The organism is Pseudomonas sp. H1_A03 (genome assembly GCF_054685145.1).
This window is the reverse complement of the sequence record NZ_CP162829.1, coordinates 5,760,458-5,785,506: the sequence shown is the minus strand read 5'-3', so window position 1 is coordinate 5,785,506 and position 25,049 is coordinate 5,760,458. Positions and strand designations below refer to the sequence as shown.

At 60.3% G+C, this 25,049-nt stretch carries 17 protein-coding genes and 1 pseudogene; 8 read left to right on the top strand and 10 right to left on the bottom strand.

Annotated elements, in window-relative coordinates; all coding sequences use genetic code 11:
• Positions 1 to 57: 57 nt before the first annotated feature.
• Positions 58 to 753, top strand: coding sequence for an alpha/beta family hydrolase (locus tag AB4O35_RS26720; RefSeq protein WP_065889788.1), 696 nt, complete (start codon positions 58 to 60; stop codon positions 751 to 753).
• A 40-nt stretch (positions 754 to 793) separates the two neighbouring features.
• Here AB4O35_RS26720 and AB4O35_RS26715 read toward each other — a convergent pair whose 3' ends face one another.
• Together AB4O35_RS26715 and AB4O35_RS26710 are read right to left on the bottom strand one after the other, a co-directional pair.
• Complete coding sequence (locus tag AB4O35_RS26715; RefSeq protein ID WP_065873833.1) at positions 794 to 2,359, bottom strand: methyl-accepting chemotaxis protein; 1,566 nt, start codon at positions 2,357 to 2,359, stop codon at positions 794 to 796.
• A gap of 73 nt (positions 2,360 to 2,432) precedes the next feature.
• Complete coding sequence (locus AB4O35_RS26710; protein WP_065946229.1) at positions 2,433 to 3,224, bottom strand: CPBP family intramembrane glutamic endopeptidase; 792 nt, start codon at positions 3,222 to 3,224, stop codon at positions 2,433 to 2,435.
• 428 nt (positions 3,225 to 3,652) lie between these two features.
• Between AB4O35_RS26710 and AB4O35_RS26705 the strand changes: the two genes are divergently transcribed.
• A complete protein-coding gene (locus AB4O35_RS26705; protein WP_065873831.1) occupies positions 3,653 to 4,513 on the top strand; it encodes a DMT family transporter in 861 nt (286 codons plus the stop codon).
• 30 nt (positions 4,514 to 4,543) lie between these two features.
• Here the strand turns inward: AB4O35_RS26705 and AB4O35_RS26700 are convergent, their stop codons facing one another.
• Positions 4,544 to 5,428: a DMT family transporter gene (locus tag AB4O35_RS26700; RefSeq protein ID WP_065889779.1), complete on the bottom strand. Its 885-nt coding sequence runs from the start codon at positions 5,426 to 5,428 to the stop codon at positions 4,544 to 4,546.
• Between the two features lie 51 nt (positions 5,429 to 5,479).
• Complete coding sequence (locus AB4O35_RS26695) at positions 5,480 to 7,090, bottom strand: methyl-accepting chemotaxis protein (protein WP_371915023.1); 1,611 nt, start codon at positions 7,088 to 7,090, stop codon at positions 5,480 to 5,482.
• Positions 7,091 to 7,494: 404 nt separating this feature from the next.
• On the opposite strand from AB4O35_RS26695, the gene aceK reads away from it, so the two are divergent.
• From aceK to AB4O35_RS26670, 5 genes are all read left to right on the top strand, one after another.
• Positions 7,495 to 9,195 (top strand): bifunctional isocitrate dehydrogenase kinase/phosphatase, encoded by a 1,701-nt coding sequence (gene aceK, locus AB4O35_RS26690; protein ID WP_065881217.1) that lies wholly within the window; start codon positions 7,495 to 7,497, stop codon positions 9,193 to 9,195.
• Positions 9,196 to 10,436: 1,241 nt separating this feature from the next.
• Positions 10,437 to 14,348, top strand: coding sequence for an ATP-dependent RNA helicase HrpA (hrpA, locus tag AB4O35_RS26685; protein WP_065873827.1), 3,912 nt, complete (start codon positions 10,437 to 10,439; stop codon positions 14,346 to 14,348).
• 330 nt (positions 14,349 to 14,678) lie between these two features.
• Positions 14,679 to 15,800: a beta-ketoacyl-ACP synthase III gene (locus tag AB4O35_RS26680; protein ID WP_065873826.1), complete on the top strand. Its 1,122-nt coding sequence runs from the start codon at positions 14,679 to 14,681 to the stop codon at positions 15,798 to 15,800.
• A 148-nt stretch (positions 15,801 to 15,948) separates the two neighbouring features.
• A complete protein-coding gene (locus AB4O35_RS26675) occupies positions 15,949 to 16,563 on the top strand; it encodes an RNA polymerase sigma factor (RefSeq protein WP_460149384.1) in 615 nt (204 codons plus the stop codon).
• On the top strand, positions 16,557 to 16,790 hold the full coding sequence (locus AB4O35_RS26670; protein WP_065881214.1) for an anti-sigma factor family protein: 234 nt from the start codon (positions 16,557 to 16,559) through the stop codon (positions 16,788 to 16,790). Before AB4O35_RS26675 ends, AB4O35_RS26670 begins: the two co-directional genes overlap by 7 nt.
• Before the next feature lie 553 nt (positions 16,791 to 17,343).
• Here the strand turns inward: AB4O35_RS26670 and AB4O35_RS26665 are convergent.
• Positions 17,344 to 18,219 (bottom strand): annotated as a pseudogene (locus AB4O35_RS26665) (putative porin); the annotation flags it as partial.
• Positions 18,220 to 18,502: 283 nt separating this feature from the next.
• Here AB4O35_RS26665 and AB4O35_RS26660 point away from each other — a divergent pair.
• Positions 18,503 to 19,627, top strand: a complete 1,125-nt coding sequence (locus AB4O35_RS26660) for a GNAT family N-acetyltransferase (protein WP_065946226.1) — start codon at positions 18,503 to 18,505, stop codon at positions 19,625 to 19,627.
• 197 nt (positions 19,628 to 19,824) lie between these two features.
• Here the strand turns inward: AB4O35_RS26660 and aqpZ are convergent, their stop codons facing one another.
• The 5 genes from aqpZ to AB4O35_RS26635 all read right to left on the bottom strand — a co-directional run bounded on the left by aqpZ (position 19,825) and on the right by AB4O35_RS26635 (position 25,031).
• Complete coding sequence (gene aqpZ, locus AB4O35_RS26655; RefSeq protein ID WP_065946225.1) at positions 19,825 to 20,526, bottom strand: aquaporin Z; 702 nt, start codon at positions 20,524 to 20,526, stop codon at positions 19,825 to 19,827.
• Between the two features lie 280 nt (positions 20,527 to 20,806).
• Positions 20,807 to 22,639 carry an ABC transporter ATP-binding protein gene (locus AB4O35_RS26650; protein WP_065873822.1) on the bottom strand — a complete coding sequence of 611 codons (1,833 nt, stop codon included), beginning with the start codon at positions 22,637 to 22,639 and terminating at the stop codon, positions 20,807 to 20,809.
• An 83-nt stretch (positions 22,640 to 22,722) separates the two neighbouring features.
• Positions 22,723 to 23,286, bottom strand: coding sequence for a peptidylprolyl isomerase (locus AB4O35_RS26645; RefSeq protein WP_065873821.1), 564 nt, complete (start codon positions 23,284 to 23,286; stop codon positions 22,723 to 22,725).
• A gap of 3 nt (positions 23,287 to 23,289) precedes the next feature.
• Entirely contained in the window at positions 23,290 to 24,093 is an 804-nt protein-coding gene (locus tag AB4O35_RS26640; RefSeq protein ID WP_065873820.1) for an alpha/beta fold hydrolase, read from the bottom strand.
• Positions 24,094 to 24,107: 14 nt separating this feature from the next.
• Positions 24,108 to 25,031 (bottom strand): LysR family transcriptional regulator, encoded by a 924-nt coding sequence (locus AB4O35_RS26635; protein WP_065891102.1) that lies wholly within the window; start codon positions 25,029 to 25,031, stop codon positions 24,108 to 24,110.
• Positions 25,032 to 25,049 lie beyond the last annotated feature (18 nt).

Below are 25,049 nucleotides of genomic sequence, written 5' to 3'. Positions count from 1 at the left end.
CCAAGCAGATGCGGCACTTGGGCTGGAGTTATAGGTAGACTAAAAAGCGAGGCAAGCATGGGCAAAGAGCACAAGGCCAGTATTGACGGGGATCAATGGGCGCAGTGTGTGCGGGAACATGGGTGGTTGTGGGATGCGGCGTCGAGGACGACTTCAGCCGCTCCCGTCACGCTGATCCTGGCCCACGGCGCCGGTGCACCAATGGATTCCGGGTTTATGAACGACATGGCTGCACGCCTTGCCGGGCATGGTGTGAACGTGTTGCGCTTCGAGTTTCCGTACATGGCCCAGCGCCGGGTGGACGGGGGCAGGCGGCCACCGAATCCGGCGCCAAAACTGCTCGAAGCCTGGCGTGAGGTGTATGCCGAGGTGCGACGTCATGTCGCTGGGAAACTGGTTATCGGCGGCAAGTCCATGGGCGGACGCATGGCCAGTTTGTTGGCCGATGAAGTGGGCGCCGATGGGCTGGTGTGCCTGGGGTATCCGTTCTATGCGGTGGGCAAGCCAGAAAAACCACGGGTCGAGCACCTGGCCGGGTTGAAGGCGCCGACGTTGATTGTGCAGGGCGAGCGCGATGCGCTGGGTAATCGGGCGGCGGTGGAGAGGTACGACTTGTCGCCGAGCATCGAGGTGATGTGGCTGGTGGCGGGGGATCATGATTTGAAGCCGTTGAAGGCGTCGGGGTGTAGTCATGAGCAGCATCTGGAGGCTGCGGCGGTGCGGGTTTCTAGCTTTATTAGAGAGCTTGAGTGAAACCTGTGGCGAGGGAGCAAGCTCCCTCGCCACAATCGATTTACCGGTTAAAACGCTCCACCAGCGAATACTGGGTATTCGCGGTATGCGTCAGCTCTTCACTCAACTGCGCCGAGTTCAACGCTTGCTCCGACGTCTGGTCCGCCAACAGCGCAATCGTGCTGATATTGCGGCTGATCTCTTCGGCCACGGAGCTTTGCTCTTCAGTGGCAGCAGCGATCTGGGTGGTCATGTCGGTGATATGTGCCACCGCTTCGCTGATGCCAACCAACGCCTGATCCGCTTCCATCACCCGCGCTACGCCTTCTTCGGCCTGGCGATGCCCGGCGTCCATGGTTTGCACAGCCGCCGCAGCGGTGTGCTGCAGCTTGGCGATCAGGGCATGGATCTGCCCGGTCGACTCGGCGGTACGCTGGGCCAGTTGACGGACTTCGTCAGCGACCACCGCAAACCCACGGCCCATTTCACCGGCACGCGCCGCTTCGATGGCTGCGTTCAGCGCCAGCAGGTTGGTTTGGTCGGCAATGCCCTTGATCACGTCGACTACGCCGCCGATCTCATCACTGTCCTTGGCCAACTGAGTAACGGTCGCGCCCGTCTCTCCAACGGCGGCTGACAGGCGCTGAATCGCCTCGCGGGTTTCCCCGGCAATATCGCGACCGCGACCGGTCAGGCGGTTAGCCTCTTGGGTCGCATCGGCGGTGCGCTGCACATGGCTGGCGACTTCCTGGGTCGTCGCCGCCATCTGGTTGACCGCCGTAGCCACCTGCTCGGTTTCCACACGCTGGCGTTCCAGGCCGCTGGAGCTGTTATGCGCCAGGGTGTTGGACTGCGCCGCCTGGGCGTTCAGGTGCTCGGCAGTGTCCTGCAAGCGCGTCAGACACGTCTTCAGACGCGCCTCCTGGCTGAGGATCGACATCTCCAGGCGCGCCTGGGCGCCACGGCTGTCGGTGTACATCTGCGCGATCAACGGGTCGGACGTGGTCTGCTCGGCCAGTCGCAGCAAGCGCTTGAGGCCACGCTGTTGCCAGCTCAGGCCGAGCAGGCCCAACGGCACCGACAACCCAGCCGCCAGGGCAAAGCCCCAGTGGGAGTTGAGTGACGCGCCGATCATGAAGCTCAGCTGGCTCACCAGGATAAACGGCAGCCAGTCCTGCAACACCGGCAGCCACTTGTCCCGCTGCGGGATCGCTGACTTGCCCTGGTTGATGCGGTGATAAAGCGCTTCGGCCCGGCGGATCTGCTCAGAGGTGGGCTTGATGCGCACCGATTCGTAGCCGACCACCTGGTTGCCGTCGAAGACGGGCGTCACATAGGCGTTAACCCAGTAGTGATCACCGGTCTTGCAGCGATTCTTGACGATGCCCATCCATGGCAAGCCTTGTTTGAGCGTCGACCACATGTGCGCGAACACCGCCGCCGGAACATCCGGGTGACGGACCAGGTTGTGCGGGGCACGGACCAGTTCTTCGTGGGTGTACCCACTGATTTCGACAAATGCGTCGTTGCAGTAGGTGATCACGCCCTTGGCATCTGTGGTGGAGATCAACCGTTGCTGAGCGGGGAAGGTACGTTCGCGCTGGGTAACGGGTTGGTTATTACGCATGATTGTTCAATCCGCAAGGCTTTCAAGGGTTGTCGGCCGGAAAACGCTTTTATTTAACTTAATTTTGCAACAATCACCCGGCCAGCATCGGGTAGGTAAACAACCCGAAGTGAAGCAGATTCAAACCAAAGTGCGTGGCTATCGCCGCGCCCAGGCCGCCGAAGCGATAAGCCAGGCCATATCCCACCCCGGCAATGCTGGCCAGCAGCACCCAGTGCCAGCCTGCGCCGACATGCACCAGGCCAAACAGCAGCGAGGCCAGCAGCAGTGCGAGGTTTTCGCCGTAAGGCAGATGTTTGAAGCGCTGGCTCAAGCCGCCCTGGACATAGCCACGGAACAGGGCTTCTTCTACCAGGGTCACTAACAGCAGGTTATTGAGCACCCAGAGCCAGGCCGGTTCCGGCCATTTCGGCGCCCAACTGATCACTCCGAGCAAGGTGGCAGTGCCCAAGGCGGCGATGGCGGTGAGGGTCAGGGCCAGGGCGGTCACGCAGATCGACAGGCGCAGCGAGCGCCGCGCCACGATCCAGGGGCAGGCCAGCAACAGCCAGAAGCCAATCAGCGGTTTGTCCTGGTTCAGGTACATCGAGAAGGGCACGGCGTCGGCGGTGAAACGTTGTGGGGCAATACCACGCCCGTTGTAGAAACCCGGCAGCCAGTGCATCGCCAGGCCCAGGGCCAATACAATAAACAGCCCGTGGCCCAGGTAGCGCGCCCAAGGTGTGCGTTGCTGGCGTACGGCATAGCCGGCGATCAGCAGCAGGGCGACGGACACACCCGCCAGCACCCCCAGTTGCCCGTAGATCAAGGCCAATAGGTAGCCGATAGAAAGAAGCGCCAGGTACAGCCAGGGCAATGCGAGCATGGGAAGTCCTTGGAAAAATCTGGGCGCATTATAGCGACCGGTCCGCCAAGGCCTGCATGAAAACGCCTCCACGCACTGCGCGTGGGTGAAGTGATTGCCAACCCGGGTAACGACTGGTTATAGTCCGGGCCTCTTCATCCCTTCACACAAGATCAGCCCATGCCAGCTTTCCAGCGCATAGCGGTAGTCGATTCAGCGTCCAACGCTGCAGTCGTGCCGTGCGGGAACCAGCAGCCTGCGCAGATCAGCCACTACCCCCCACCTGTCAGTCGCACGCCGGTGTACGCAGTCGTATCACCGCCGGGTGTTGGCCTTTCGGGCTGATCAGCTGATCAGCTGATTGCTGTTCCCGTCTGCCCGCCTGAAAAAACCTACTGAGTTTCAGCAACTGCTGAATCGGCTTTTTTGCCTGATGACAGGTGGTATCCATGTCTGTTTTTTCGAAACAATCCGTGGCCGCAGCGGCCTCGACGAGCCTGTTTGTCTTGCTGTGGAGCAGCGGGGCGATCTTCTCCAAATTGGGCCTGGCCCATGCTTCACCCTTCGCGTTTCTGTTGATCCGCTTTGCCATTGCCCTGGCGGGGTTGGTGATTCTGGTGCCGATCCTCACGCTGAAATTGCCACGCCCCGGCAAACCCATGGCGTATGCGGCGGCTACCGGCCTGGTGTTGCTGGGGGCCTACCAGATTTTTTATCTGTTGGCCCTGGACCTGAAAGTCACTCCCGGCATGATGGCAACCATCATGGGCGTGCAGCCGATCCTGACGGTGGTGCTGATGGAACGTCAGCGCTCGTGGCGCCGGCTGTTCGGCCTGGGGCTAGGGTTGGCGGGGCTGATCATGGTGGTCTACCAGGGCATCGGGTTGTCTGGTATGTCCCTGGCCGGCGTGCTGTTCGGGCTGTTGGCCCTGGCAAGCATGACCTTCGGCTCGATCATGCAAAAGCGTATCACCGACAACCCCTTGGGCACGCTGCCGGTGCAGTACCTGGCGGGGCTGTTGCTGTGTTCGGTGGTTGTGCCGTTCCAGCCGTTCCACTTCGAGCATAACAGCGGGTTTTACCTGCCGGTGTTGTGGATGGCGCTGGTGGTGTCGGTGCTGGCAACGCTGTTGCTGTACCGCCTGATCGCCCGGGGCAACCTGGTGAATGTCACCAGTCTGTTTTACCTGGTGCCGGCGGTGACGGCGGTGATGGACTACCTGATCTTTGGCAACACGCTCGCTGTGCTGAGCCTGTTGGGGATGGGGTTGATCATCATCGGGTTGATGTTTGTCTTCCGTAAAAACTGATCCAATCAAACTGTGAGCGAACGGCTTCGCTCACAGTTTTTTCGGCCGCAACACCAACCACAACGCGCCCGCAATCAACACCCCGCCATACAGGTGCGCCATGGACAATGGCTCATCCAGCAGCAACGCCCCCCACAGTACGCCGAACGGCGGGATCATGAAGGTCACGGTCATCGACCTCACCGGCCCAATGGACGTCAGCAGGCGGAAGTACAGGATGTAGGCAAACGCCGTGCACACCAGCCCCAATCCCAGTAGCGACAACCACACCTGCCAACCACCCCAACTCGCTGGAGGCTGGCTGATCGCGCTGTAGGCGAAGAACGGCAGCAGAAACAAGGTCGCGCCAAGCATGCTGCCCAGGGCCGACAGGCGACTGTCCAAGCCGCCGCGCTGATCCAGCCAGCGCCGTGCCAGGAACCCGGCAAAGCCGTAACAGGTGGTTGCCAGCAGACAGGCCAGTGCGCCCATCAATAGCTCCAAGTCAAACGCCACCGGCCCCGCGCGGGTCAGCACACCCACGCCCAACAAGCCGAGGCACACCCCAGCGACTTTCGACGGCGTCAGGCGTTCGCTGAAAAACAGCCCGCCAATCAGCACGCCCATCAACGGCGTGGTGGCATTGAAGATCGCCGAGTAACCCGCCGGCAGCACCTGGGCCGCCACCGAATACATGGTTGCCGGAATTCCGGAGTTGATCACCCCCAATAGCAAAACGGTCTTGAACTTGCCCTGGAAATCCCAGCTCACCCGCATCATCGCCAGGATCGCCAGCAACCCGGCGGCGGCAATCGACACGCGGAAAAACGCAGTCGGCACCGTGCCGATTTCCGGCGCGATAATGCGCATGAACAGGAAACTCGCGCCCCAGATGGCGGCGAGCCCCAGCAGATAAAGGGTGTCGACAGGTCTCACGGATCACTCCCACATAAATAGGCGGCGAGTGTTGCATGACATTTCTAATGATTACAGAACAAACCGCGTCACCATCCCATTCAGGTCCACCGCTAAACGCGACAGTTCCTGGCTGGCCGCCGAAGTTTGAGTGGCGCCAGCGGCGGTCTGGGTGGACAGGTCGCGAATATTCACCAGGCTGCGATCCACATCACGTGCCACCAGCGCCTGTTGCTCGGCCGCGCTGGCGATCACCAGGTTGCGCTGGCTGATCTGCGAGATGGCCGCGGTGATTTTCTCCAAGGCGCTGCCAGCGCTGTTGGCCCGTTGCAAGGTTTGGCCGGCGTGCTCGGCGCTGCTGTTCAGGGCTTCGACGGTGTCCTGGGTGCCTTGCTGGATACCGGTGATCATCTGTTCGATTTCTTCGGTGGAGTCCTGGGTGCGTTGCGCCAGGGAGCGCACTTCGTCGGCGACTACCGCAAAACCACGCCCGGCTTCGCCTGCACGCGCCGCCTCAATGGCGGCGTTGAGTGCCAGCAGGTTGGTTTGCGCGGCGATGCCACGGATCACTTCCAGCACTTTGCTGATGTCCTGCGCCTGCACCGCCAGGCCTTCGGCCTTGTTCGAGGCGCCGAGCACTTCGTCCACCAGGTTCTGGATCGAGCTGATGGTTTGGCTGATCTGGTAGTGGCCGTGCTTGCTGTCCTCGTCCGAGGCCTGGGACGCCTCGGCGCTGGACACGGCATTGCCTGCCACTTCGTCCACGGCGGCGCTCATTTCAGTCACGGCGGTGGCGGCCTGTTCGATCTCATCGTTCTGCGCCTGCAGGCCACGGGTGCTTTGTTCCATCACCGAACTCATCTCTTCGGCAGCCGACGCCAGCTGTTGCGCCGATTCGCTGATGCCGCGGATAGTGCCCTGCAATTGCAACTGCATGGTGGCGAGGGCGGTGAGCAATTGAGCCGGTTCGTCGTTACCGCTGACGGCGATCGGCTGGCTCAAGTCGCCGCCGGCGATGGTGCGTGCCACGATCAGCGCCTGGCCGATTGGGGCGGTGATGCTGTGCGTCAGCAGCCAGGCCAGCAGCAAGGTGGCGATGAGCGCGAACACGATGATCAAGCCGACGATCCACTGCGCGCTGGAATACGTCTGCGCGGCGGCGTCTGCTGCGGCTTCCACGCCGTTCTGGTTGAAGCTGATCATGTCTTCCAGGCTCTTGTTGAGGACCACACCCTGTGGCGCGAGGCGGCTGTTGAGCAGGTCGATGGCCTCTTGTTGCTGATCCTTGTCCACCAGGGCAACGATCTGCTCGACCAGGCTCACGTACGTATTCACGTTTCCTTCGAGCCGCTTGAGCAACTCGCGTTCCTCGTCGTCGCTGAGCAGGGTTTTATGGTGGTCGAGCAGGGTTTGCAGCTCAACGCGCTGGCGGGTGATCAGGGCTTTGCTGTTGTCACGGATCCGCGATTCGTCGGTGGTCGCCAGGCGCAAGGCCTCCAGGCGGATACTGGCGACAATGGCCGCGCTGTCGTGGATGTTCTCGATGCTCGGCATCCACGACTCTTCAATGATCAGCGCGCTTTGCCGCAGCTTGGCCATCTGGCCCAGGCCAAACATCCCGACGATCACCAGCAAGCTGGCCAAAACCGCAAAACTCAGACTGGCACGCAGGCCGATCTTCATGTTCCTCAATGACATCTCAATGCTCCTTGGGCGATTAGAACCTGCTCCCGGATCGGTCTTTGGACCTTGTTAGGGTGGGAGAGGGCGCGCTGTATATCAAAGTGCTATCACTGTGGTAATCAGGGTTTCCCTTAGCTGGAACCAATGCCCTTGGTGGCTCAACCAGACCAGTGCGCAAAGCGATGTCGCAGGCTCAGGCTGACAAGGCCCGCCGTTTCAAGCGTGCAGAGAAAACGCAGAGGGACTAAACGGTGCGTTTATTGACCGATTGGTCGAATTAAAGAATTGAAAATAAATGTACGAAATGAACGAAGTTGTACAAGGCAGTCCAAAAAATGACCCTTCTCCTGCCCTCGTACACTGGCTAAGCTCAGGGCTTCCAGATGCCCATAGAGGTTTCCCGCATGTCGCAGTCCGCCCTCGCTGTCGCCCAGATGATCCTCGATGGCTTCGACGATTACCGCGAGCACTTCCGCCAGATCACCGATGGCGCCCGCGAGCGCTTTGAAAAGGCCCAGTGGCAGCAGGGGCAGGCAGCGTCGGCGGCGCGGATCAACCTTTATGAAGACAAGGTCAGTGAAGTGACCGCACGCCTGCGCGAGCACTTCGATGCTGCCGCGCTGCTCGACATTGATGTGTGGCCCGTGGTGAAAAGCGCCTACATCGGCCTGATCGACCTGCGTTTTGACGATGAGCTTTCCGAGACCTGGTACAACTCGATCTTCTGCGGCCTGTTCAGTCACGACCTGATCAGCGACGGCTGCATGTTTATCCACACCACCCGGCCCAGCCTGCGCCGGGCAAGGGCCGCGCAGACGCGCACCTACACGCCCGCCGGGAAAATCCCGGAAATGCTCGCGCAGATCTTTGCCGACTACAGCTTCAGCGAACCTTACGCCGACCTCGCCGCCGACCTGCGCCGCCTTGAAGCCCAACTGCGCGAAAACCTGCCGGACTGGGTCTGCAAGGACCCGGACCTCAAGGTCGAGCTGTTTTCCTCGGTGCTCTACCGCAATAAAGGCGCCTACCTCGTCGGGCGTATCTATACCCGCGACGAACAATGGCCCCTGGTGATCCCGCTGCTGCACCGCGAAGGCCAGGGCATCCAGATCGATGCGCTGATCACCGACGAAGCCGATGTGTCGATCATCTTCTCGTTCACCCGTTCCTACTTCATGGTCGATGTGCCGGTGCCGGCGGAATTCATCGGTTTTCTCAAGCGCATCCTGCCGGGCAAGCACATCGCCGAGCTGTACACCTCCATCGGTTTTTACAAGCACGGCAAGTCAGAGTTCTACCGTGCCCTGATCAACCACCTGGCGACCACCGACGATCAATTCATCATGGCCCCCGGTGTGCGCGGCATGGTCATGAGCGTGTTTACCCTGCCGGGCTTCAACACCGTGTTCAAAATCATCAAGGACCGCTTTTCACCGTCGAAAAACGTCAACCGCGCCACGGTGATCGAAAAGTATCGCCTGGTTAAAAGTGTCGACCGCGTCGGGCGCATGGCCGACACCCAGGAGTTCGCCGACTTCCGCTTCCCCCTGAGCAAATTCGAACCCGAGTGCCTGGCCGAGCTGTTGGACGTCGCCGCCGGCACCGTTGAAGTAGAAGGCGACACCGTGCTGATCCGCCACTGCTGGACCGAACGGCGCATGACCCCGCTCAACCTTTACCTCGAGAATGCCAACCCCGCCCAAGTGCGCGAAGCCCTGGAGGACTACGGCCTGGCCATCAAGCAACTGGCGGCGGCGAATATCTTCCCCGGCGACATGCTGCTGAAAAACTTCGGCGTCACCCGCCACGGCCGTGTGGTGTTCTACGACTACGACGAAATCTGCTTTCTCACCGAGGCCAACTTCCGCCACATCCCCGCACCGCGTACGCCCGAGGATGAAATGGCCTCCGAGCCCTGGTACTCCATCGGCCCGCTGGATGTATTCCCCGAAGAATTCCCACCGTTCCTGTTCGCCGACGCCGGCCAGCGCAAGCTGTTTGATGAGCTGCATGGCGAGTTGTACAACGCCGACTACTGGAAAGGGCTGCAGGAAGCGATTCGCGCCGGCAAGGTCATTGATGTGTTTCCTTACCGGCGCAGGTGAGGAGGAGTGTCTTGAACAGCTTAATGATCGCGACTTAGTAATCTTTAGAACGTGCCGTTAAACTACCGACACTTATGAAAGTGTCAGTAGTTTGAGGTGGGAGGTATTTACAGGTGGTGTATTTTCGGTAAGGCTTATTTGCTATTTTGTCAAAAATGGCGTGTATTGATTAGTTTGTAGTATTTGATCACTCCAGTTGGTCAGGCGGTTCCTGTCTTTCTCGTCTGGGGCCTTACTCTGGGCTTTCGAAGTTTCCTGATACAGATTGTTTATCGAATCCTTATAGGCTTGGTCGACATTCTTGGTCGAACCGCCCTTGCCCTCCAATTCTATTTTTCGCTGTAATAAGCCTATAGGTCTATCAAGGGAACTTTGACTCACGACGGACGTAGGGAAGTCCGTGGGGAGCTTTTTTAAAGTCTCAAGTGTTTTCCATGAGCTGGAAGAGGGGGCCGATGCACCTTGTGACGTGTATTCGGGGGTGCGTTGGTGCTTTTCCGCAAATGAATGTCCATAGCCTCCGACACGAGAAGAAGACATACGATCTATAGGCATAAATACTCCGACTAACCATTTTGGTAATTAATAAGTGGAGCGCTCACTCTGATTTGGAGGTCTTCATGAGCACATGAACTTTATCTCAAAAGCGCGCGGGATTTTTTCAACGTTCTCTCGTAAGAAAGCTCTGATATCGCTGCTTCTGTGAGTTATAGACCGCTCATAAAACTCATTCCTCGTACTGCTTGGCTTGTAACGGGGTAGTTCGAAATTATATTCGCCCTCAGGTTGGTTGGCTGCTCCGACGAGACTTGGCTGTTGGGGGGGGTGAGGACGGCTTTTCCGTGTAGGCCGGAGGGAACTCATAGCGGGGCGGTGGCTGCGTATCTGCCGAACGCGGTTTTGCTCGCATGGATTTTTCATAGCTTGGCAAGCGCGACGTGACGGAATCGATTGGCATATAAAGCTCCGTTTTCAGGGTTGAGCGGTCTAATTTGCGAGGTGTATCTGGAGACTTATTGAAGCCTGCATATCTCATCCATCAAATCGGACTTTCGCTTTTTAACAGTGAGAAGAGCCTCCACAGCTGTGTAGTAAAAGTCGCTATTGGGCTGGCACTAAAGACCATCGCCACGTGATGGAACGTCTCCCGGTCGGTCGAAATCTGCGACAATCCCTCCCACTCAATCGATTAATGCTGTGCAGGTCTCGCCTGCCTTACCCAAAAGACCCTTGCCGCCCTGATGACTGACCAAGCGCCGACTATCGACCAACTGCTCAAAACCCTCGATCACGCCATGCTTGCCGACCGCAACCGCTTGCGGCGGCAGTTGCTTGAGCTGCGCAAGAAACCCGACGAGGAAAAGCTGGCGCAGTGGGTTGCGCGGATGCAGGCGTCCTGCGCCCAGGTCACGGCGCGGCGTGCCAGCCTGCCGGTGATTCGCTACGACGACAGCCTGCCGATTGCCGCCAAGCGCGATGAAATCAAGGCGGCGTTGAACAAGCATCAGGTGCTGATCATTGCCGGTGAGACCGGTTCGGGTAAGACCACCCAGCTGCCGAAAATCTGCCTCGAAATCGGTCGGGGCCAGTTCGGCCTGATCGGCCACACCCAGCCACGCCGGATCGCTGCGCGCAGCGTTGCCAGCCGGGTGGCCGAAGAACTGGCTACGCCGCTGGGCGCGCTGGTCGGCTATCAAGTTCGGTTCGAAGACCAGAGCGATTCGAACACCCTGATCAAGCTGATGACCGACGGCATCCTGCTGGCGGAAACCCAGAACGACCGCTATCTGGAACGCTACGACACGATCATCGTCGACGAAGCCCACGAGCGCAGCCTCAACATCGACTTCCTGCTGGGCTACCTGAAAACCCTGCTGCCGCGTCGCCCGGACCTGAAGGTGATCATCACCTCGGCGACCATCGATCTGGAGCGTTTTTCCAAACACTTTGACGGTGCACCGATTGTCGAGGTGTCGGGCCGCACCTTCCCGGTGGACACGTGGTATCGCCCGTTGACCCTGGAGCAGGACGAGGAGGGCAACCGCGTCGAAGACGACTTGACGGTTGACCAGGCGATCCTCGCCACCCTCGATGAGATCGCCGCTTATGAGCGCAGCGAACGGCGCAGCCCCGGCGACGTGCTGGTGTTTCTACCGGGTGAGCGCGAGATTCGCGACGCCGCCGACATGTTGCGCAAAGCCCAGCTCAAGCACACCGAAATCCTGCCGCTGTACGCGCGCCTCTCACCGGCCGAACAGCAGCGCATCTTCCAGTCCCATCCGGGCCGGCGCGTGGTGTTGGCGACCAACGTTGCGGAAACCTCGCTGACTGTGCCGGGCATCCGTTATGTGATCGACAGCGGCACCGCGCGTATCAGCCGCTACAGCTATCGCGCCAAGGTGCAGCGCCTGCCGATCGAGGCGATTTCCCAGGCCAGCGCCAACCAGCGTAAAGGCCGCTGTGGCCGGGTCGAGCCGGGGATCTGCATTCGCTTGTTCAGCGAAGAAGACTTTATCGGCCGCCCGGAATTTACCGACCCGGAAATCCTGCGCACCAACCTCGCTGCCGTGATCTTGCAGATGCTGCACCTGCGCCTCGGCGAAATCACCGACTTCCCGTTTATCGAGCCGCCGGACGGCAAGGCCATCAGCGACGGTTTCAACCTGCTGCAAGAGCTCTCGGCGGTCGACCGTAACAGCCAGCTCACGCCGTTGGGTCGCCAACTGGCGCGCCTGCCGGTGGACCCGCGCATGGGCCGCATGCTGCTGGAAGCGGCCAAACTCGGCAGCTTGCAGGAAGTGCTGATCGTCGCCAGTGCTATGTCGATCCAGGACCCGCGCGAGCGTCCGCCCGAACGTCAGCAAGCCGCCGACCAGGCCCATGCGCAGTGGAAAGATCCGGACTCGGACTTCGCTGGTTTGGTCAATTTGTGGCGCGGCTTTGAAGAACAGCGCCAGGAATTGACCGCCAGCCCGCTGCGCAACTGGTGCCGCAAGAACTTCCTCAACTACCTGCGCCTGCGCGAGTGGCGCGATTCCCACCGGCAGTTGAGCCTGATCTGCCGCGATATGCAGTTGACCCTCAACAAAGAGCCGGCGGACTTTCCAAAGCTGCACAAGGCGGTGTTGTCCGGCTTGCTCAGCCAGATCGGCCAGAAAACCGAAGACGGCGATTACCTCGGCGCACGCCAGCGACGCTTCTGGATTCACCCGTCGTCGGGCATCGGCAAGAAGCGCCCGCAATGGCTGATGACCGCCGAACTGGTGGAAACCACCAAGCTGTATGCGCGCATGGTCGCCAAGATCGATGCCGACTGGATCGAGCCGCTGGCCGGGCACTTGATCAAGAAAAACCACTTTGAGCCCCATTGGGAGAAGAAGCGCGGGCAAGTCGTGGCCTTTGAGCAGATCACGTTGTTCGGGCTGATTGTGGTCGGGCGGCGCCCGGTGCATTACGGGCCGATCGACCCAGTGGTGTCGCGCGAGCTGTTTATCCGCGAAGGCCTGGTGCGTGGCGAGATTCAATCGCGGGCCAAGTGCCTGACGGCCAATCAGCAATTGCTGGAACAGCTCGACGAGTTGGAGGCCAAGGCGCGCCGCCGTGACATCCTGGCCGATGAAGAAACGCTTTACGCTTTCTACGATGCGCGCCTGCCCGCAGAAATCCACCAGACCGCGACCTTCGACAGCTGGTACAAGGTCAACAGCCAGAAAGACCCGCAACTGCTGATCATGCGCGAAGAAGACGTGCTGGCCCGCGAGGCCAGTGAAGTCACCGCCGCGCATTATCCGGACACCCTGCACTTGGGCGACCTGGAACTGGCGTTGAGTTACCACTTCGAACCCAATCACCCGCGCGACGGCGTGACCCTGCGCGTGCCGGCACCGCTGTTGCCGGCCTTGCCGCCGGAGCGTCTGGAATGGCTGGTGCCGGGGGTGATCGAGGCCAAGTGCATCGCCCTGGTGCGCAACCTGCCCAAGGCGCTGCGCAAAAACTTTGTGCCAGTGCCGGACTTCGTCAAGGCCGCTTTGCAACGCATCGAATTCGGCCAGGGCTCGTTGCCTCAGGCGTTGGGCCGCGAGCTGCTGCGCATGACCGGCGCGCGGGTCAGCGATGAAGCCTGGGCCGAAGCGTCACAGCAGGTGGAAAACCACCTGAAGATGAACCTTGAAGTGGTCGACGGCCAGGGCAAGTTCCTCGGCGAAGGCCGCGACCTGGCTGAACTGACGGCGCGCTTTGCCGAGGCCAGCCAGGCAGCGTTGGCCGTGCCGCAAACCGCGAAAAGCCAGCAGCCGGTGGAGGCCAAGGTGTTTGCGGCGGTGGCGGAAAAAACTCAACAGAAGATTGCCGGGCTGTCCATGACGGTCTATCCGGCGCTGGTGGAAGAAAACGGCACGGTCAAGGAGGGGCGCTTCTCGACGGCGGCCGAGGCTGAATTCCAGCATCGCCGCGCATTGCAGCGTCTGCTGATGCAGCAACTGGCGGAACCGGCCAAGTTCCTGCGCGGCAAGTTGCCTGGCCTGACTGAACTGGGGCTGATGTACCGCGAATTGGGGCGTATCGACGCGCTGGTGGAAGACATCCTGCTGGCCAGCCTCGACACCTGCGTACTTGAAGGCGAAGCCAGCCTGCCGCGTGACGGTGCCGGTTTGGCTGCCTTGGCTGAGCGCAAGCGTGGCAGCTGGACTGAACACGCCGAACGCCTGGCGCGCTTGACCCTGGAGGTGCTGAAACTCTGGCATGGCTTGCAGAAGCGCTTCAAAGGCAAGATCGACCTGGCCCAGGCCGTGGCCCTAAATGACATCAAGCAGCAGTTGAGCAGCCTGGTGTACCCCGGTTTCGTGCGGGAAACCCCGGCGCAGTGGTTCAAGGAACTGCCGCGTTACCTCAAGGCTATCGAGCTGCGCCTGGAGAAACTGCCCAGCCAAGTACAAAAGGATCGGGTATGGAGCGGCGAGCTGGGAGGCTTGTGGACGCACTACGAAAACCGCCTGAAAAAGCACGCCCAGGAAGGCAAGCGCGATCCCCAGTTGGAGCTGTATCGCTGGTGGTTGGAGGAGTATCGGGTGTCGTTGTTTGGCCAGCAATTGGGCACCAAAGTGCCGATTTCCGACAAGCGCCTGAGTAAACAGTGGAGTTTGGTGGAGGCCTGAGATCGTTCCCGGTTTCAAGGACGACGCAGGTCCAGTGTGGGAGCGGGCTTGCTCGCGAAGGCGGTGTTTCAGTTGATACATCTGTGACTGACACACCGCCTTCGCGAGCAAGCCCGCTCCCACATTAAATTGGGCATAGCTGCGAGATGGCGCCAAATCCCAGGGTTTGTGGCAAACTTCGCCGTTATAAATGCCGGGATCGTCGTGAAGCGTCGCGACGCGATGGAATAAAGCGATGCCAGTTTGGTGTCCGCGGTGCGGAATCGGACTACTTACAGTTTGGTACGACGGTACCAATATCTTCTGCCTGACAGATTTAGAGGAACGACCGTGCATAACGTCGTCATCAGCGGCACTGGCCTGTACACCCCGGCCAACAGCATCTCCAACGAAGAGCTGGTGCAGTCTTTCAATGCTTACGTGCAACAGTTCAACAGCGCTAACGCCGCCGCCATCGAGCGCGGTGACGTGCAAGCCTTGACTGAATCCAGCGCAGCCTTCATCGAAAAAGCCTCGGGCATCAAGAGCCGCTTCGTGATGGACAAAGACGGCATCCTCGACCCGCAGCGCATGGCCCCGCGCCTGCCTGAGCGCAGCAACGACGAGTGGTCGGTGCTCTGCCAGATGGCCATCGGTGCTGCCGAACAAGCCCTGCAACGCGCCGGCAAGACCGCCGCTGACATCGACGGTGTCATAGTCGCCTGTTCGAACCTGCAGCGCGCCTACCCGGCCATCGCCATTGAGGTCCAGGAAGCCCTGGGCATCGAGGGTTTTGGTTTTGACATGAACGTGGCGTGTTCCTCGGCCACCTTCGGCATCCAGAACGCCGCCAACAGCATCCAGCTGGGCCAGGCGCGGGCGATCCTGATGGTCAACCCGGAAGTCTGCACCGGCCACCTGAACTTCCGCGACCGTGACAGCCACTTCATCTTTGGTGACGCGGCCACGGCTGTGATCCTCGAGCGCGCCGACCTGGCCACCTCCGAGCATCAGTTTGACGTGGTGAGCACCAAGCTGCTGACCAAGTTCTCCAATAACATCCGCAACAACTTCGGCTTTCTCAACCGCGCCGCGGAAGAGGGCGTCGGCGCGCCTGACAAGCTGTTCGTGCAGGAAGGCCGCAAGGTTTTCCGCGATGTCTGCCCGATGGTGGCCGAGCTGATCGGCGTGCACCTGGCGGAAAACCAGCTGAACGTGGCCGATGTGAAGCGCTTTTGGCTGCATCAGGCCAACTTGAGCATGAACCACCTGATCGTGAAGAAACTGCTCGGCCGCGAAGCCACGGTGGAAGAAGCGCCGGTGATCCTCGACACCTACGCCAATACCAGTTCGGCAGGTTCGGTGATTGCGTTTCACACCTATCAAGATGATTTGCCCAAGGGTTCCGTGGCCGTGCTCAGTTCGTTTGGCGCGGGCTATTCGATTGGCAGCGTGATCCTGCGTAAACGCTGATCTACCGGTCGATCACGGTCAACTGTGGGAGGCTGGCTTGCCTGCGATACAGACACCTTGGTGTATCAGTTACACCGCAGTGATGCCATCGCAGGCAAGCCAGCTCCTACAGGGGATCGGATTTCGACAGTGAAATCGAGGTTAATCAATGGCAGCAGCGGACGACGCGCACCTGCTTGAACGTCTGCTCAAGGGTGAGCAACGGGCCTATAAGGAGTTGGTCGCCACCTATCAGAGCGCCATGCGTGCAGTGGCCTATGCCATCGTCGGCCAGCGCCACGCCGACGAAATCGTGCAGGATGCCTGGCTGTCTGTGGTACGCAACCTGGGCAAATTCGAAGGGCGTTCCAGCCTCAAGACCTGGCTGCTGACTATCACCGCCAACGCGGCCAAGGGGCGCTACAAGCAGAATCGTCGCGAAGTATTGCTCGATGATCTGCCTTCACCCCACGGCACCCTTGGTGATGACCGTTTCGCCCCGGACGATGGCCACTGGGCCGTCGCCCCCTGCGCCTGGCATCAGGACACCCCGGAAGCCTTGCTGACCGAGGATGAATTGCGTAAATGCCTGGAACACACGTTGCTGAGTCTGTCTGATCTGCAAAGCAGCGTGCTGGTGCTGCGTGAACGCCAGGGTCTGGAGCTGGAAGAGATCTGTAATCTCTTGACGCTGTCGCTCTCCAATGTCCGTGTGCTGTTGCACCGAGCGCGGCTTAAAGTCTTCGCCACGGTGGAGCATTTTGAGGAAACGGGCGAATGCTGACCTGTAAAGAACAAGTGGCACGTTCCAGTGACTATCTCGATGGGCAATTGACCTTTCGCGAGCGTCTGCTGGTGCGTCATCACTTGATGTTCTGCCCGAACTGCCGACGGTTTATCCGCCAGATGCGTCTGATGCAGGCCACGTTGAAGATAATGCCGGATGAGCCGGTTGAAGGTGTGGATGCCTTGGCGCAGCGGCTGGCTGCCGAGCGGCTCAAGGGGGAGTGAAGCAGCTGCAAGCTGCAAGTGAAAAGCGGCAAGTGACCCGCTTCTCCTTGAAGCTTGTCGCTTGCCGCTCAAAGCTGCTTCTTTAGAACTTGGCTTCTGCGTCCAACTGAAGGGTGTTGGCGTTGGCATCGCGGTAGCCTGCGGCGCTGGCGTAGTCCGCTTTGGTCAGGAAGTAAGTGGCGCCGACAGCGAAGTTCTTGTCGATGTCGTAGCCGACTTTGAACTTGTGACCGCGTGCACCGGTGAAACCGCCGGCGAAGTCCGAGTCGGTGAGGGCGCCGACCACTGCGTAGCGTTGTACGTCGCGGTAGTTGTAGTCCAGGTTGAAGCCGAACACTTTGGACTTGGCACCGAGCAACCAGGCAGTGTCCTGGTCTTTATCTGTGGCTTTGGTGTTTTGCACGTACTGGCCATAGAACGACAACGGTACAGCCAGGCCGCCGATATCGATCTGGCTGAAGCCTTCATACAAGCGGTACTCGCTGGCATTACCGGCTGTGGTGTTGGCGACCGTTTCGGCTGGGGTCAGGCAAGCGGTAGAGCCAGCGGTCGGGCAGCGGCTGTCTTCATCGTTCTGGAACGCATAAACACTGCCGCCCAGCGTCAGTTTCAGGTTGTCGGTCAGGGTGAAGCGCGACCCCAACTGGCCGGCGGTCATGCGCAGGTCATTGCGAAACTGCACGCCGTCGCCGTTGACGTTGTCCTTGAGGTTGTAGTTACCCAGGCTGCCGAACAGCTCGGCGCTGCTGCCCAGTGGGTATTTGTAAGTCAGGGCCAGGCCTTCCGGGTTGATATCACTATCCCAGATCACATCACCCATGCTGACCCACGGCTGCAGCATTTTGCCGCCGATCACGTGCAGGTTCTTGATCTGGTCCGGGTGGTAGTCGATGTAGCCGAGGTCCAGCCAGATCGACTTCTTGTTGAAGTAGCCGTCCAGGTCCTGGTTCGTGGAACGGGCGTCGTCACTGCTACCCGTGGCGATACGGATGCCGGTGTCGACCTGCGAGTTGATCTCGGTGTAGGCGCCCAGACGAGCACGGATGCGCTCACGGTCCTTGTCCTTGCCGCCGTTGTTCGGGGTGCCGTCGATCTTGATGGTTTCGTGGCGGAAGCGCACGTCACCCTTGAGCTGGGTCTTGGCAGCCCAGGCCAGCTTCTGGTCGAAACTGCTCAGCTCATTGGTTTTCTTCGCGGTGGCGGCGATCTGTTCGTTGGTCTCTTGTTGAGCTTGCCGTGCGATCTGCTGTTCTTTCTGGTCTTTGGCCAATTCGCTTTGCAGTTCAGTGTACTGCGCCGCGGTGATCTGACCGTTGGCCTTGAGCATGTCGAGCAATTTAGCGTCGACTGCAGCGCTGGCCGGAACGCTCAGGGCCAGTAACAGGCCGCCGCACAGGGCCGCCGCAGTTTTAGTGGAAGCAAGACGCATATCAATCTCCGAAAGTGAGGAGGGATGGCAAACCATCCAGGACACAACCGACCGATGACGGACGGAAAAATAACCACCTGCTAGAACCAGGGGCTCTAAAAACAGGCGTCAGTATCACGATCGTTTATGACGGCGCAGTGGCTAAGTGATGTCATCTAGATGACAAATTATTTAGGATCGGAACTATTGGTTTAGAGCCTTGTCGCGCGATTCGGGGGTGTGCTGGGACCGGCGATAAGCGATACTCGCGAGGCTTTCACGCCCCCGATCAGTGAGGATGCACATGCCGTTGCAACGCCTGGACAGCCTGTCCGAAATCGCCCCGCAGGTTTGGGACGCACTGGTGCCGGACGCCCAGCCTTTCGTGCGGCATGCTTTCCTGAGTGCCCTGGAAGACAGCGCCAGCCTGGGCCCGCAATCCGGCTGGCAGCCGGAGCATTTGCTGCATTGGGACAGCGATCGGCTGGTGGCAGCATTACCCAGTTATCGCAAGTGGCATTCCTATGGCGAGTATGTGTTCGACCATGGGTGGGCGGATGCCTGTGAGCGGGCCGGCATCGATTACTACCCCAAGCTGCTGACAGCTGTGCCGTTCAGCCCGGTGAGCGGGCCACGCCTGTTGGCGGCGAATGCCGAGGAGGGTGTTGAGCTGCTGAAAAGCCTGCCGGGTTACCTCGAAATCGAGGGACTCTCCAGTGCCCACATCAACTTCACTGACGCGCTGGCCGATGCTGCACTGGCGCAACAGCCGGGTTGGTTGCAGCGCCTGGGTTGTCAGTTTCACTGGCAGAACCGTGGCTACCGCGACTTCCAGGATTTCCTTGATGCCTTGAGCTCGCGCAAGCGCAAACAGATGCGCAAGGAACGTGAGCAAGTGGCGGGGCAGGGCATCGAGTTCGAATGGCTGCAAGGGCATGAACTGAGCGAAGCACAGTGGGATTTTGCCTACGCCTGCTACGCCAACACCTACGCGGTCCGCCGCCAAGCCCCTTACCTGACCCGCGTTTTTTTCAGCCTGCTGGCCGAGCGCATGCCCGAAGCGATTCGGGTAGTCCTGGCCAAACAAGGTACCCGCCCGGTCGCCATGGCCTTCAGTCTGATCGGTGGTGACAGCTTCTACGGCCGCTACTGGGGCTGTCTGGCGGAATTCGACCGCCTGCACTTCGAAACCTGCTTCTACCAGGGTATGGACTACGCCATCGCCCACGGCCTGCAACGCTTTGATGCGGGGGCCCAAGGCGAGCACAAGTTGATTCGCGGGTTTGAGCCGGTGATTACACGCTCGTGGCATTACCTGCGTCATCCCGGATTGAAAAACGCCGTGGAGGATTTCCTCGAGCGCGAGCGGGTGGGGATCGTGGCGTATGCCGAAGAGGCGAAGACGGCGCTGCCGTATCGGCAGGTCTAAGGTGAGTGCTACTGGATGAATACGTGTTCCGATATGAATAAGTATTTGTAGTGAGCGGGCTTGTCCCGCGCTGGGCGGCGAAGCTGCCCCAAAACCCGGCGCTGCGATTTGCCTGAAAAAATGCAGCGTCTTGGTTAGGGCAGCTACGCCGCCCAGCGCGGGACAAGCCCGCTCACTACAAAGGATAGCGCTCTGCCTCAGCCTGGCTCCTCCTTGCCCAGCCATCGATAGGTAAAGCCGCCGATCACCGCGCCAAGGATCGGCGCGAGCCAGAACATCCACAATTGCTGGATCGCCCACCCGCCGACGATCAATGCCGGGCCGGTACTGCGGGCCGGGTTGACTGAGGTGTTGGTTACGGGAATGGAGATCAGGTGGATCAGGGTCAGCGCCAGACCGATGGCAATGGACGCAAGGCCCGGTGGGGCGCGGCGGTCGGTGGCGCCGAGGATAATCAGCACGAACATCGCCGTCATCACCAGCTCTGTGACAAACCCCGCCGCCAGCGAATAACCACCGGGTGAATGCTCACCATAGCCGTTGGACGCCAGCCCCGACGCCAGTTCAAACCCCGGTTTGCCACTGGCAATGAAGTACAACAGCGCCGCGGCGACCGTACCGCCGATAACCTGCGCCACGATGTACGCCGGTAATTCCCTGGCCGGAAACCTTCCGCCCACGACCAGCCCCACTGATACCGCCGGGTTGAGGTGACAACCACTGATATGCCCGATGGCGAACGCCATGGTCAGCACCGTGAGCCCGAATGCCAGGGCCACACCCAGCAAGCCGATCCCGACTGCGGGGAACGCTGCGGCCAACACCGCACTCCCACACCCGCCCAACACCAACCAAAACGTACCTAACCCCTCTGTGACTGAACGCTTGAACAAAGACATGCAACACGTCCTTGATAGATCGCTCTACCAGATCAGTAAATCAGTGATGCTCCCTGCAGATTTACTTCAGCGCCCGTCTGGGCACTGCACTGAGTACAGCACGATTGCGGCACAAATCCAGGGCATGAAAAAGCGCCAGTGTCCTTTGGGGTCGGACGCCTGGCGCAAGTCAAGGGTGGGAGCTGGCTTGCCTGCGATAGCGGTGGGTCAGTACTGGGAGGCTGGCTGACAGACCGCCATCGCAGGCAAGCCAGCTCCCACAGGGGATTGCGGTGTTGTTTCAGTCGATACCGACGAAGCCTCCCGTCTGGTGCTGCCACAACCGCGCATACAACCCACCATGCGCCAGCAACTCGGCATGGCTGCCACTCTCGGCGATCAGGCCTTTCTCCAACACCACCAGGCGGTCCATCCGCGCAATGGTCGACAAGCGGTGCGCAATCGCAATCACCGTCTTGCCTTTCATCAAGGTCTCCAGGCTTTCCTGGATCGCCGCTTCCACTTCCGAGTCCAGGGCTGACGTGGCTTCGTCCATGATCAGAATCGGCGCGTCCTTGAGCAGCACGCGGGCGATGGCGATACGTTGGCGCTGCCCGCCGGAGAGTTTCACGCCGCGCTCACCCACGTGAGCATCCAGCCCGGTACGGCCTTCAGCGTCCGACAGCAGCGGGATGAACTCATCGGCGCGGGCCTTGTGCACGGCGGCCCAGAGTTCTTCGTCGGTGGCGTCGGGCTTGCCGTACAGCAGGTTGTCGCGGATCGAGCGGTGCAGCAACGAGGTGTCCTGGGTGATCATGCCGATCTGTGCGCGCAGGCTTTCCTGGGCGACCTCGGCGATGTTCTGGCCGTCGATCAGGATGCGTCCGCCTTGCAGGTCGTAGAGTCGCAGCAACAGGTTGACCAGCGTCGACTTGCCCGCACCGGACGGGCCGATCAGGCCGATCTTTTCACCGGCCTTGATCTCAAGGTTAAGGCCGCCAATGATCCCGCTCTTCTTGCCGTAGTGGAAATCTACTTGCTCGAAGCGCACTTCGCCCCGGGGCACGCTGAGGCGCGGGGCGTTGTCGCGGTCGATCACGGCCAGTGGCTGTGCGATGGTTTTCAGGCCGTCCTGCACCATGCCGATGTTTTCGAAAATGCCGTTGACCACCCACATGATCCAGCCGGACATGTTGACGATGCGAATGACCAAGCCGGTGGCCAGCGCGATCGCGCCCACGGAAATCAGCGACTGCGTCCACAGCCACAGCGCCAGGCCGGTGGTGGTGACAATCAGCAGGCCGTTCATGGTGGTGATCACCACGTCCATGCTGGTCACCACCCGGCTGGCCAGCTGGGTTTTTTCAGTCTGCTCGATGATCGCTTCCTTGGCGTATTCCTGCTCGGATTGAGTATGGGCAAACAGCTTCAAGGTGGTGATGTTGGTGTAGCCATCGACGATGCGGCCCATCAGTTTGGAGCGCGCCTCGGACGAAATCACCGAGCGCTCCTTTACCCGGGGCACGAAATAGCGTAACGCCAGGCTGTAGCAGATGATCCAGCTCACCAGCGGGATCATCAGGCGCCAGTCGGCCTCGGCAAACAGCACCAGGGAACTGATGGCGTAGATCGCCACGTGCCAGATCGCGTCCACCGCAGCCACGGCAGAGTCACGCAGCGAGTTGCCGGTTTGCATGATGCGCTGGGCGATACGCCCGGCGAAGTCGTTCTGGAAGAAATTCAGGCTCTGCTTGAGTACGTAGCTATGGTTCTGCCAGCGGATCAGGCTGGTCATGCCGGGGCTGATGGTCTGGTGCACCAGCAGGTCATGCAGGGCGCCGAAGATCGGACGCAGCAACAGGGCAACTGCGGCCATCCAGATCAGCTCGGTGCTGTGGACCTGGAAGAAGTTGGCGGGCGGCGTGCCCTGGGCCAGGTCGATGATACGGCTCAGGTAGCTGAACAGCGCGACTTCGATCAATGCGCCGATCAAGCCCACCACCAACAGCGCGGCAAAACATGGCCACACCTGGCGCAGGTAGTAGAGGTAGAACGGCAGGACTTTATCGGGCGGGGCGGCGCTTGGCGCGTCGCGGAAAATATCGATCAGTTGTTCAAAACGACGATAGAGCATTAGGGTTGACGCCCGCCTGGCGGGCTCTCCTGTTCAAATGCGCGCGCAGCCTTGTGGGCTGCGCACGGAGCTTCCTGCAGATCTCAGTCGATGCGCTTGGCCGACTTGATGTAGACAGGATCGATAGGCACGTTCTGCATGCCTTGCTTGGTGGTGGTCTGCGAATTGACGATCACGTCGACCACGTCCATGCCCTTGACCACTTTGGCGAATACGGCATAACCGCGATCACGGCCTGGGTCGAGGAAAGCGTTGTCGGCCACATTGATGAAGAACTGGCTGGTGGCCGAATCCGGATCACTGGTGCGCGCCATGGACAAGGTGCCACGTACGTTATGCAGACCATTACTGGCTTCGTTCTTGATCGGCGCTTCGGTTGGCTTTTGCGACATCGACTGGGTGAACCCACCGCCCTGGACCATGAAGCCCGGGATCACACGGTGGAAAATCGTGTTGTTGTAGAAGCCCTTGTCGACATAGGCCAGGAAATTCTTGGTGCTGATCGGGGCCTTGACCGGGTCCAGTTCGATTTCAATGTCGCCGTTGGTGGTGGTGATCAGTACGTGAGGCGCCTTGGCGGGTTCGGCCGCCATCAGGTTGGCAGCGAACAAAACAGAACCGGCAAGAAAGGCGATTTTTTTCAGCATGGGTCAATGATCCTGGGTAGTGGTTTCGACTGTCGTTAGAAAATCGAGCAGCGTGGCGTTAAAGACTTCGGGTTGATCCAATGGCGTGGCGTGGCGGGAATCTCTGATCACCACCAGTCGCGCATCGGGCAGCAGTTTTACATAGTTTTCTTTCTGCGCCACGGGGGTGTAGTCGTGGTCGGCGCTGATGACAAGGGTTGGACAGGTAATCCTCGAAAGGCGTTCCTGCACACCCCAGCCTACAATCGCATCGAAGCTGGCGAGATAAGCACGTTTGTCGTTTTTTGCCCAGCGTTCGGCCATCTTGCGGCGCAGGTCGGCCTGATGCGGTTTGGGGAATAGGCGGTCGCCCAGCGCCTTGCCGATAGTGGCCAGGCTGAGCACACGCGCCAGGCTCCAGCGCTTGGCCCACTGCCAGTAATCATCGGCGCTGCGTACCTTCACCTCCGGCGCGCTGTTGACGATGCACAGGCTCTTGACCCGTGCAGGTTCATCCACCGCCAGTTGGAAGGCAATCATGCCGCCCATGGATAAGCCCACCACATGGGCGGGCGGCAGGGCCAGGTGTTCGATCAGCGCGAGCAGATCAAAGGTGAAGCCCTGGATGCTGTAGCGTTCGCGCGGTTTGTCCGAGCGCCCATGACCGCGCACATCCACCAGGACCAGGCGGTAATGTTTGGCCAGCACGGGAATCTGCAGCTCCCAATCCTGGCTGCTGGAGCCCAGGCCGTGGATCAGGATCAGCGGGGTGCCGTGGCCGTATTCCTCGTAGTGCAGGCTGCATCCTTCGTGGTCGAACCAGGCCATGCTTGAACTCCGTTTCAGGCTTGCCAGGGGGCAGCGAAGGGCGCGTCCAGGGGGGCGGTGTCAAAGGTGCGCAGCAGTTCCACGAGGATCTGCGTCGCCGGCCCCAAGGGTTTGTCTTTGTTTGAATACAGATAGAACGTGGGGTGGCGGCTGCCGCCCTGTTCCAAGGGTAGCTGCTTGAGCACGCCTTCGCTGAGTTCACGTTCGATCATGTGCCGAGGCAACCAGGCAAAGCCCAGGCCGCTGCCCACAAAGGCGGCGGCGGTGGCCAGGCTGCCGACGGTCCAGCGCTGTTCGGCGCCAAGCCAGCCCACATCCCGTGGTTGCTGGCGACCGGAGTCGCGGATCACCACCTGCATCTGGCTTTCCAGGTCCTGGAAACTCAGCTCGCGATTCATGCGGTGCAGGGTGTGCTCGGGGTGGGCCACGGCGACAAATTCCACATCGCTCATTTCCGTGCCCAGGTAGCCCGGGATGCTGAAACCGCAAATCGCCAGGTCGGCCACGCCTTCAATCAGCAGCTCTTCAACGCCCGACAGCACCTCCTCACGCAGGCGCACGCGGCAACCACGGCTCTGCGGCATGAAGGCGGAGAGCGCGCGCACAAGGCGTGCGTTCGGATAGGCCGCGTCCACCACCAGGCGGACCTCGGCTTCCCAGCCCTGCTCCATATGGTGCGCGAGGTCTTCCAGCTGGCTGGCGTTTTTCACCAGTTGCCGGGAGCGGCGCAACAGCACTTCACCGGCGTCGGTGAGCACCGCCTTGCGCCCATCAATGCGCAGCAGCGGCACACCGAGCTGGTCTTGCATGCGGGCCACGGTGTAGCTCACCGAAGACTGCGAACGGTGCAGCGCTTCGGCCGCCTGGGCGAAGCCGCCATGGTCGACCACGGCTTGCAACGTACGCCATTGATCGAGGGTAACGCGGGGCGCTTTCAAGATGGGTTCCTCTTGTCC